This window comes from Micromonospora sp. NPDC050795, from assembly GCF_044456785.1.
Classification (GTDB): Bacteria; Actinomycetota; Actinomycetes; order Mycobacteriales; family Micromonosporaceae; genus Micromonospora.
Map to the genome: position 1 here is coordinate 68,682 of NZ_JBITGE010000034.1, position 10,705 is coordinate 79,386.

A 10,705-nucleotide genomic window follows, 5' to 3' on the forward strand; every position below is an offset into this window, starting at 1 on the left:
ATCAGTCCGGTACGGCGTGGGGCGGGCCGTGATCACGGCCCGCCCCACGCTGCGTTGTCCCCGGCTCGTCTACTAGCCGGTGACGGTGAACGGTCGGGACACCTCGGTGGCCGACGTGGCGCCGTTCAGCGTGACGCTGGTCGCGCCCGCCTTCGCCGCGCCAGGAACGCTGACCGTCGCGCCGGAGATGACGCCGTCACCGTTCGCCCGCACGGTGCTGACCGCCAGTCCGGTCCCGAAGGCGATCGTGACCACCTCGTTCGGCGCGAACCCGGAACCGTCGACCATGATCGACGTGCCGCGCGGGCCCGAGGTGGTCAACAGCGAGACCCGCGGCTGGTAGGTCCGCGCCTGCGGCTCCCCGGTCACCTGGACGGTGGCCGTGGCCGGCGTACGCGAGGACGCGCCAGTCGCGGTGACGGCGTACCGGCCGGGTTGCGCGTCACCGGAGGTCGGCACCGAAGCGCGGACCGTTCCCGTCGCGGAGGCCGCGACCTTCATGGTCCGGCCCGGGTCGGTGCCGACGTTGACGGTCACCTGCTCGCCGGCGGCGAAACCGCTGCCGGTGACGGTGATCGCGCCGCCGGTGGTGACGGCGCCGGACGCGGACAGCGCGATCGCCGGCTGCGATCCGCCCCGGGCCACGGTCACGGTGAAGGATTCGGTGCTGCTCGACAGCGTGTCCCACGCGGTGACGCGCACCGTGTAGGTGCCCTCCCGTGCGTAGGTGTGCTGGCCACTCATCGCACCCGACGCGCCGATCGTCACGTCGTCCGGAACCGTGCCGTCACCCCACTGGACGCGGGCGCGGTAGCCCGTCGTACCGAGAACGCCGCCGGTCACCGCACCGAGGTTCGCCGCGAGGGCCTGGCCGGCGGTGGCCGTCTGGCTCTTCGGGGCGGTGGTCGTCAGCGCCGGGGCGGGCGTGCCGTCGTTGGCTACGGCGAACACGTGGATCCGACCCGCCGAGCGAGGGTCACCGGTCTGCGTCGGCAGGGTCACCGACACCAGCGTCTTGCCCGCCGGAATCTGGTACGGCGCGGTGGCGAAGAGGAACGGCTGGGCGCCGTCGCGGCTCGTGCCCTGCAACCGGTACGCCGTCCGGGTGACGATGATGTTGCCGTAGGACGGGGTGCCGTTGGCGTTGCCGCCCAGCGTCCAGTCGCTCAACTGGATCGGGATGCTGGCCGTGCTGCCGTCGCTGAACGTCGCCGTGCCGGTGGTGCTCTGGTTGCCCTGCGTTCCGGCGCCGATGAACGAGATGCTCTTCGCGTCCTCCGGAAGGTCGAGGACGACGCTCGCCCCGTTGCCGGTGGCGTTGTCCGGCTGCCCGGCCGGGATCGCCGGCAGGGTGAACCGCAGCGCGGTTCCGGGAACCTGCTGCGGCTGGCCCTGGGTGGCCCCACCGGCCGCCAGTGCGGCCCGGGAGTAGGCCCAGGACTTGGCGTCACAGTCCGCGGCCAGGGCCCCTTCGTCGCCGACGCAGACGCTGTCGAAGGCGGCGGTGAGACCGGAGGCCGGGGTGTACGCCACCTCGACGCCGACCGTCGTGGAGCTCTGGCTCTCGCCGTCGGTCACCGTGACGTTCGCCTGGTGGTAGCCGGGCGTGGTGTAGGTGTGCGATCCACCGATGCGGTAGACGGCCCGCGAGCTCAACGTCACGGTGCCCTCGGTGGCCGGCGTGCCGTCACCCCAGTCGATGGTGGCCTGGTAGCCGCCGGCGTCGCCGCCGGTGACGGTGGCCAGCGGCACCGAGACGGGTACGCCGGTGCTCGCGTGCACGCCGTCTGCCGCGGTGACGGTGATGTCGCCGCCCCCGAGGTCGAGGTCACCGCCGGCGAGGAGCTCGACCTCGGCGAGGGTGGTCTGCTCGGCCCCGACGGTCTTCGTGACGGCGAGGCGGAACTGCGCGAACCGTCCCGGCTTGTCGATCGAGTACGGGCGGGTCTGGTTGCGCCACGGGAACACCTGACCGTTGCGGGAGTCCACCCTGGTCCAGGTGAGGCCGTCGTTGGAGCCCTGCAGACGCCAGTCCGCCGGGTCGCCGGCAGCGGCCCCGGACGTGACCGTGTAGTACTTCGGCTTCTGCTTGCCACCACGGAAGGCCCAGGTGATCTGCGGGGTCGCCGAGGCGAAGGTCAGCTGCGTGGTCGACGTGTCGTCGAACAGCTTCGACGCGTCCTGACCGCCGGTCGCGGTCGCGGTGCCGAGACCGGGGCCGGTGACGTCCTGCAACGGCTTGGGCGCCTCGTCGCCCTTGGTGAGCGACGGCGGGGCGTCGTTCTTGCCACTGCCCCACGACGACGGCTTGGATCCCATCTGGAAGTCGATGGTGCCGCCCTTGGCGAGCGTCGCGACGTCCACTGACAGGCCGCGCTGCTTCCTGCCGTTGACCGAGACGCCCTGCACGTAGACGTTCGCCGCGCTGTTGTTCGGCGCGTTCACGACGATGTCGCCGCTGCTGCGGCGCACGGTCATCCTGGTGAACTGCGGCGAGCCGATCGCCCACTCGGACGACCCGGCCTGCAACGGGTAGATGCCCAGCGAGCTGAGGATGTACCACGACGACATCTCGCCGTTGTCCTCGTCGCCCAGGTAGCCCTGCCCGATCTCACTGCCGACGTAGAGACGCCGCAGGATCTCCCGCACCGTCTCCTGCGTCCTGGCGGGCGCGCCGGCGACGTTGTACATGTATGGGATGTGGTGCGACGGCTGGTTGCTCATGCCGAGCTGACCCATCCGCACCGCGCGCGCTTCGAGCATCTCGTGGATGACGCCGCCGTACCCACCGGGGCGGTCGGCGTTCTCCGGAGTCGTGAAGAACGCGTCGAGCTTGTCCCGCAGCGCCTTCTGCCCCCCGTACAGGTTGATCAGGCCCTGGCCGTCCTGCTGGGCGGTGAACGCGAAGTTCCACCCGTTGGTCTCGGTGTAGACGCCACCCCAGTCCAGTGGGTCACCGGCGAGGAAGTTGCCGGCGGCGTCACGGCCCTGGAAGAGCTTCGTCTTCGGGTCGAAGAGGTGGACGTAGTTGCGGGCCCGCTCCAGGAAGTACCGCGACTCCTCCGTGAGCCGGGCACGTTCCGACTTCGGCGTGGCCGGGTCCTTGGCGAGCGCCGCGCCCATGTTGCCGATGCCGAAGTCGTTGATGTAGCCCTCCAGCGCCCAGGACACCGACTCCCCGGTGGACGTCGGCGTGTAGCCGAGGAAAAGGGAGCTCTCGATGCCCTTGCGCCCGACCGCGCTGCGCCCGGACGCGACGGTCGCGTCCTTGACGGCCGCGTCGTACGCCGCGAGCGGGTCGGGCAGCTTGACCCCGGTGAGGTACGCCTGGGCCAGTGCCACGTTCGCGCTGGTGCCGGTCATCAGGTCGGCGTAGCCGGGGGACGACCAGCGGGCGATCCAGCCGCCGTCGCGGTAGTGCTGGACGAACCCGTCGGAGATCCGGGCGGCGACGTCCGGGTACAGCAGCGCGTAGGCGGGCCACACGGTGCGGTAGGTGTCCCAGAAGCCGTTGTTGACGTAGATCTGCCCGTCGACGATCTTCGCGCCCGTCCGGGTGGGGGTCGACGCGCCGGTCGGCGCCGAGACCGGGCTCGCGTACTGCCAGCGCGGCGCGGCGGCGGTGCCGGTGTTCTCCGACTGCGAGTTCGGGTAGAGGTTCAGCCGGTACAGGTTCGAGTACATGGTGACGAGCTGCGCCTCGGTGGCGCCCCGCACCTCGACCCGGCCGAGCCGGTCCTTCCAGGCCGCCGTCGCGGCGGCGTGGATCTGGTCGAAGCTCTTGCCGGTGACCTCGAGGTCGAGGTTGCGGCGGGCCTGGTCGACGGAGAGGAACGACGTGGCGAGGCGCATCGTCACCTCCCGCGACCCGGAGATGTCGAAGGTGGCCGAGGTCGCGGCGGACGCCGTCGGCGCCCGGTCGAAGGTGCCGGAGACGAACATCCGGCTCCGACCGGCCGACAGGCCGCTGCCGTTGTCGACCCAACCGGTGAACGTGCCGTCCGTGCCGATGGTGAACGTGCCGTTGTGGAAGACGAGGCTTCCGGTCGGCTGCCCGGTGGGGAAGGTGAACCGCATGATCCCGGCGTGGTCGGTGGGCGACATCTCCGCGATCAGGCCGTTCTGGAGCGTGACCCGGTAGAGGTCCGGCTGTGCCGTCTCGTCGTCGTGGGTGAAGGCGAGGGCACGACTTGCCGGCTGACCGGTGAGCGACCCGCCGCCGACGACCGGCATGACCGACATCTGGTTGCGGTCACCCATCCAAGGGCTGGGCTCGTGGGAGATCGCGAGGCCCTGGAGCATGGGCAGGTTGGCCTCGTTGTTCTTCCGGTGGTACTCGTACTCCCACGAGTCGGAGGTCGCGTCGGTCACCGGGGTGAAGAAGTTGAACCCGTTCGGTACGGCGGTGATCGGCAGGTTGTTGCCGCGCGAGAAGCCGCCCGTCGAGTTGGTGCCCCGCCGGGTGTCGACGTAGTTGGTGAGTTTCGAGCCGTCGATCGACGTCGGCGTGGCGGTCAGCTCGATGTCGTCGAGCCAACCCTGGAACCGGGTCTCGCCGGTGGCCTGCGGATTGTCGTACGCGAGCAGGATGCGGTCGATCGTCTTGCCGCGTGCGACGGTGCCCAGGTCGGCCTGCACCAGGTTCCACTGGTCGGCGAAGAGCACCTTCGAGGCACCCTGACCGGCGCCCGTGAGCGGGTAGCCGTGCTGGTCGGCGGCCGAGCGGCCACTCAGGTAACTGCCGTCGGTGAAGTGCAGGTCGACGGCGGTGTAGGTGGACGGGTAACGGCCGTCCCCGCCGGTGAGCTCGGGGAAGATCTTGTACGACAGTCGGGTCTGCGGCCCGACCGGGATGCTGACGTCGAAGAGCTTGTTGGTCGCGTACGACCGGCCGTTGCCCTCGGCGCCGCCGGAGTAGCGCAGGGCGGCCAGTCCGGTGAACCCGACGTCCGGCTTCGTGGTGTAGCCGCCGTTCGGGCCGGCGGTCGCCTCGCTGACCATGGGGGTGGCCGGCGGGCGGACGTCCGAGCCGTCGCTGATGTTCCAGTCGGCGAGCTGCACGAGCGAGTCACCGGAGTTCGCGGTGACGTTGAGCCGGTAGAAGCCGTAGGCGTCCGGGTTGGTGAAGCTGTACGTGTTGGTGGCGAAGCGTCCGCTGAACTTCTCGCCGGCGCGCTTGTCCAGGTCGGTCCAGGTGCTGCCGTCGTTCGACCCCTGGACGACGAAGTCCCGGGGGTCGCGGGTCGGCGCGTCGTTGGCAGCGGTCAGCGAGTAACGCCGCACTGTCGCCGGCGTGGCGAGCTGGTAGGTCACCCAGCCGCTGGACGCGAACACGAGCCACTTCGTCGACGGGTCGTCGTCGGCGAGGTTCGCGGCGACCTCGCGCGGCTTGTTCTCGTCGCTCGCGGTCACGGCGCTGACCTGGCCGAGCAGGCTGCCCGGCAGGGTGGCGACCTTGCCGCTGAGGTTGGCCTGCACGGGCTTTCCGGTCGGGCCGACCTCGACGGTGCTGGTGGCGGGCTGCGGGTCGGCGGATTCGAACGAGGAGGTGAAGTTGCCGGGGGTGGGGGCGGCGTTCGCCGGGGGCGTGGCGACGAGCAGGCCCAGGGGTAGCAGGGCTGTTGTCGTCGCCGCGATCAGGCGGCGCGAGAGTGGACGCGCAAGGGGGGTGTGCGACATGAGGGACGGAGCCTTTCGACTCGAACCGGGTCGAGTTCGTCGAACGTCTGGGCAGTGTGGAGTGGGTGGTGGGCCGAGCCTGACATCGTTGTCATGAGAGTTCGTGAGCAACGGGAGTCGGGCCTGTGGACTGCCGCTGATAGTTCCGGGCGCAACACGGCCGTGTCAACGGGTTGGCCGCGCCGAAACGGCAGCCGCCCGCACCGGGCCCCGGCCGCCGACGTGCCGGGCCTCGACGCCGTCGGATGACGTACGCCGAGGCCCGAGCACGGATCAGCAGTAGAGGTTGGCTCCGGCGGACACGCCGAGGATGCCGACGAACTGCTGGTACCTGGTGACGCGGCTCTGCACCTGGGCGGGGTTTCCGCCGTTGCACTCGATCGAGCCGTTGATGCTGCGGATGGTCTGACCGAACCCGGCGCCGTTGACCATCGCATTGTGGGCGGTCATGGTGCCCGGCCCGTTCTGGGTCATCCAGTACCAGATACCGGTCTTCCAGGCCACCGCGGCGTCGGTCTGCACCAGCCACGGGTTGGTCAGCAGCGGCAGGTTGAGCGCGTTGCCAGCGGCGTTGTAGTTGAAGTTCCAACTCAGCTGGATCGGCCCCCGCCCGTAGTAGGCGGCCTGCCCGGCGGGACACCCGTAGGGCTGGCCGGGGTCGCAGTAGTGCGGGTAGTTGGCGGTGTTCTGCTCGACGATGTGCACGAGCCCGCCGGTCTCGTGGTAGACGTTCGCCAGGAAGGCCGCGGCCTCCTGCCGCTGGACGGTGGAACTGCCACTCTTCACGAACGCCGGGTAGGCGCTGAGCGCGGCGACGAGACCGGAGTAGGTGTAGAAGGAGTTGCGACCCGGGAACATCTGGTTGAACTGGGCCTCGGTGACCACGAAGCCCCCCGGGTTGGTGGGCGGCGGGGTGGTCGGTGGTTGACCACCACAGGTGTACGGCTCCCAGTACCAGGTGCTGACAACGGGGTCGTACCCGGGATTGTCGTGCTCGGCGATGTAGTAGAGGCCGTTGGTGTACCGCATGATCGCCCCGGCGGCGTACCACGTCCCGGCGGCCCAGTTCGGGTAGGCGCAGGTCCCCCCGGTGGGTGGCGTGGTGCCGCCTCCGCACGCGCCGAGGTCCTCCCAGACGCCGGTCGTGCCCGGCGGGGCCTCGTTCTGGGTCCACCACTTCGCCCGGTAGTTGCGGCCGTTGTGGGAGACCTGCGCGTCTCCCCAGTAGACGGCCGAGGCCTGCCACGACGCTGAGCAGGCCGCCGCCGACGCGGCGGTGGCCGGGATGATCGCGACCAGTCCGCCGGCGACGATGAGCGCCGCCAGCGCGACCAGCGCGCGGAGTCTTGTCATGTGGTTGCTCCCTCCTCGGGCCCCAGTGGCCGAGATCCGAGCCGGATATCGACGCAAGTGACTCTAACATCATCTGTTCACAATCTTTACTAATCCATCACCCTCGAACGGTGACAACTCCGTCGCCGGCCGCCGATACTTCCGATGAATTTCCGGATCATGCTTCTCTCCAACGCTGCGGTTAGCGTCGATCGACTCCCCGGCGGATCAACCTCGGCGCAGTCGCAACTGGCCACGACACCTGCATGCACCACAAGCCGCCCTGCTCTGTTCCGGAGTGATTCCGGAACTTGTTGACGTGTTCGAATTCTCGCTGTAATACTCCGATCCACTGAGGTCGATGCGACAGCAGGCCGTGATCCACCCACCACCACACCGGTCCGGACTGCGCCGTCCGCCGTCCGGGTCTGCGAGAAGGGGCACCAGATGAGCAGACTCCTCCCCCGCACGGCCCTGTGGTCGAGGCGGTTGCGCGCGGCACTCGCCGTCCTCGCCACCGCGGTCGCCATGTGCGGCGTCGTCCTCGCCGCCACCTCGACCCCGTCGAGCGCCGCCACCTGCAACGGTTACGTCGGCCTCACCTTCGACGACGGCCCGACCGGCAGCACCAGCGCGCTGCTCAACGTGCTGCGCAACAACGGCGTACGGGCCACGATGTTCAACGTCGGGCAGAACGTCCAGAACAACAGGTCGGCCGCACAGGCACAGGTGGCTGCCGGCATGTGGGTCGCCAACCACAGCTGGAACCACGCCCACATGACCTCGATGAGCCAGTCCCAGATGCAGTCGGACCTGTCCCAGACCAGCTCGGCGATCCAGTCGGCGACCGGCAGCCGGCCGGTGCTGTTCCGGCCGCCGTACGGCGAGACCAACTCCACCCTGCAGTCGGTGGCGTCGTCACTGGGCATGCGCCAGGTGATCTGGGACGTGGACTCGCAGGACTGGAACGGCGCCAGCGTCAGCCAGATCGTGTCCAACGCGAGTCGACTCCAGGCCGGTCAGGTCATCCTGATGCACGACGGGATCCAGAACACCCGCGACGCCATCCCCCAGATCATGGCCAACCTGACCAGCCGCAACCTGTGCCCCGGCATGATCTCGCCGTCCACCGGCCGCGCGGTCGCGCCCGACGGCACGACCCCGCCGACCACCCCGCCGCCGACCACCCCACCGCCCTCCGGCGGCACCTGCACAGCGACCGCCACGACCCCCAACGTCTGGGGCGACAGGTACAACACGTCCGTGACGGTCAGCGGCGCCAGCACATGGACCGTGGTCGTGGCCATCACCTCGCCGCAGCGCGTCTCCACCGTCTGGAACGGCACCGCCACCTGGGACAGCAGCGGGACGGTCATGACCATGCGGTCCAACGGCAGTGGCAACACCTTCGGCTTCACCACGATGACCAACGGCAACAGCAGCGCCCGCCCACAGATCCGCTCCTGCACCTCGGGTTGACATCGCCCAGGTTGAGTCGTGCGCGGTGGGTGCGCCCGGCACCCACCGCGCACCTGGCGACCCGGCGCGCGGACCAGACCGCGCGCACACTGATGCGACACACCGTTACCGTTCAGTGCGCTTTAGTGCGCACACGATCGGTAGCCCCGCCTTGCGGTGGGACGGTCCCGGTCTGACCCGCGGGCGCGGTGCCGGGTAGACGCTTCACGGCCACCAGCCCCGCAAGCGGGGTCTTACGGTCGGCTCCACGTCCGTTTAGCGACTCCCGGCCACTCCGGTCGTCGGCTACATTCCGCGCGAGCGCGGCGAGGTTGAGTGCGGCGTTGAGATCCCGATCAAGGGTCAGGTCGCAGGTGGTGCAGGTATAGGTGCGCTCGGACAGGGCCAGCTTGGCTTTCACCGCGCCGCAGCCCGAACAGGCTTTGCTGGATGGATACCAGCGGTTGGCCACAATCAGTTGGCCACCGCTCCATTGGGTTTTATACGTCAACTGCCGCCGGATCTCGGCGAACCCCGTGTCAGCGATGTGTCGGGCCAGCTTGCGGTTACGCAGCATCCCCGCCACGTTGAGGTCTTCCACCACGACGGTGCCGTGCTCGCGGGCCAGCCGGGTAGTCAGCTTGTGCAGCCCGTCTCGACGTAGGTGCGCTACCCGGGCGTGGACGCTGGCCAGAGCGCGCCGCGTGCCCTCCCACCGTTTCGACTCGGCGCGCCGCACCCGCCAGTCCGGGCTGATACGACGTGACTGGCGGCGAGCCAGCCGCCGCAACCGCCGCGAAGCCTGGGCGAGGTGGCGGGGGTTAGCGACGACCTCCCCGGTGGACAGCACCGCGAGGTGCTTCACCCCCAGGTCCACACCCACCGTAGACGCTGGCGGCGCCGGGACGCATGGGGTGCGCTGCACCTCGCAGGTGAACGACACATACCAGCGCCCACCGTCGCGGCGCACCGTGGCGGACATGATCCGGGCCGTGCCATTGTCAAGGCGTCGGGCCAGCTTCCGGGCGGACTCGTGCAGCGCGAGCCGACCCAGTCGGGGCAGTACGACGTGCTTACGGTCCGGCTCCACCCGGATCGCGCCGGTGGTGAACCGCACGCTCGGCGTGGTGCGGCGCTTGGTCTTGCGGCGTGCAAACCCGACCGACCGCCCGGCACGCTTCCCGCCGCGGGAGTCCGACCAGTTCTTCATTGCGCGGGCGAGTCCGTCGAGTCCGGTGTTGAACGCCTCCTTGGAGCATTCCCGCCACCAAGGCGCCACCTCGTCCTTCGCGGAGTTCCATGCCTTTCGCAGCGCCGGCAACGTCCAGCCAGTCGCCGGCGTGAGGTCCGCCTCCGCGACGCCATAGGTGCGCTCGGCCGCGCGTTGGCCCATGACCGCCTTGATCTGGCCGAGTGCCCAGTTGTGGGCAACCCGGGCCGCACCCGCGTGCGCCAGCACCACGCGCTCCTGACGTGGGGTCAGGTCCAGCGCAAAACGGTACGCCTGGATCGTGTTCACGCCGACTCGGCCTCGGTGGCGGTTCGCACCGCACGGCGAGCCCGGTTCGCGGCCGCGCGACGCTCGTACAGACGCGCGCACAGCGACGTCAGGATCTCCGTCACGTCAGGCACCAGATCGTCATCGATCTCGGCGGGATCGACAACCAGCAGACGGCGGGCCTGCGCGGTCAGGGCCGCCTCGACGTACTCTGCACCGAACCGGGCGAACCGATCACGGTGCTCGACCACGATCGTCGACACGGCCGAGTCGCGCAGCAGCGCGAGGAACTTCCTTCGCTGGCCGTTCAGCGCCGAGTCAACCTCGGTCACCACCCTGTCCACAGGCAGGTTTTGGCTGGTAGACCACACAGTCACCCGGGCAACCTGCCGATCCAGATCCGGCTTTTGATCGCCCGAGGACACCCGGGCGTACACCACAGTCTGCGCGAAGTCGCGGGCAACGCCGGTCACCGGTTCGCCAACCATGATCAGACGACCAACCCGATACGTAGGAACAGGCAGGGCACCGGCTGCGTACTGCCGCCGAGCGGTGACGTATGCGACGCCGGTGGACGCAGCCCACTCCTTCAAATCGACACGATCACCATAGCAATGCAGATCGCGCCAAAGATCCCCCAACCGCTAGGTTCTGTCTCGCGGATCATGAATCTCGCTCGTTAGGCCTGTGTGGCACGAGGCGATCTGACGAACCATGAGTGGGCTGTGCTGGCGCCGC

General features: G+C 69.4%; 5 protein-coding genes. 1 reads left to right on the top strand and 4 read right to left on the bottom strand.

What is annotated here, in order from left to right; all coding sequences use genetic code 11:
• Positions 1-72: 72 nt before the first annotated feature.
• Both ACIBEF_RS26020 and ACIBEF_RS26025 read right to left on the bottom strand, forming a co-directional pair.
• Entirely contained in the window at positions 73-5,679 is a 5,607-nt protein-coding gene (locus tag ACIBEF_RS26020) for a GH92 family glycosyl hydrolase (protein ID WP_396795742.1), read from the bottom strand.
• 273 nt (positions 5,680-5,952) lie between these two features.
• The gene (locus ACIBEF_RS26025; protein WP_396795743.1) at positions 5,953-7,032 is read right to left on the bottom strand and encodes a glycoside hydrolase family 19 protein; all 1,080 of its coding nucleotides are present in this window, start codon (positions 7,030-7,032) and stop codon (positions 5,953-5,955) included.
• 426 nt (positions 7,033-7,458) lie between these two features.
• Here ACIBEF_RS26025 and ACIBEF_RS26030 point away from each other — a divergent pair, with 426 nt between their 5' ends.
• Positions 7,459-8,490 (top strand): polysaccharide deacetylase family protein, encoded by a 1,032-nt coding sequence (locus ACIBEF_RS26030; RefSeq protein WP_357235794.1) that lies wholly within the window; start codon positions 7,459-7,461, stop codon positions 8,488-8,490.
• Positions 8,491-8,602: 112 nt separating this feature from the next.
• On the opposite strand, the gene tnpB is transcribed toward ACIBEF_RS26030, so the two are convergent.
• Together tnpB and ACIBEF_RS26040 are read right to left on the bottom strand one after the other, a co-directional pair.
• Positions 8,603-9,988, bottom strand: coding sequence for an IS607 family element RNA-guided endonuclease TnpB (gene tnpB, locus ACIBEF_RS26035; RefSeq protein WP_396795744.1), 1,386 nt, complete (start codon positions 9,986-9,988; stop codon positions 8,603-8,605).
• Positions 9,985-10,587: an IS607 family transposase gene (locus tag ACIBEF_RS26040; RefSeq protein WP_396795750.1), complete on the bottom strand. Its 603-nt coding sequence runs from the start codon at positions 10,585-10,587 to the stop codon at positions 9,985-9,987. The genes tnpB and ACIBEF_RS26040 overlap by 4 nt, the downstream gene beginning before the upstream one ends.
• Positions 10,588-10,705 lie beyond the last annotated feature (118 nt).

Excerpts from the sequence above, each read along its gene's own strand:
- ACIBEF_RS26020 (WP_396795742.1), bottom strand. The coding sequence starts at position 5,679 with ATGTCGCACACCCCCCTTGCGCGTCCACTCTCGCGCCGCCTGATCGCG.
- ACIBEF_RS26025 (WP_396795743.1), bottom strand. The coding sequence starts at position 7,032 with ATGACAAGACTCCGCGCGCTGGTCGCGCTGGCGGCGCTCATCGTCGCC.
- ACIBEF_RS26030 (WP_357235794.1), top strand. The coding sequence starts at position 7,459 with ATGAGCAGACTCCTCCCCCGCACGGCCCTGTGGTCGAGGCGGTTGCGC.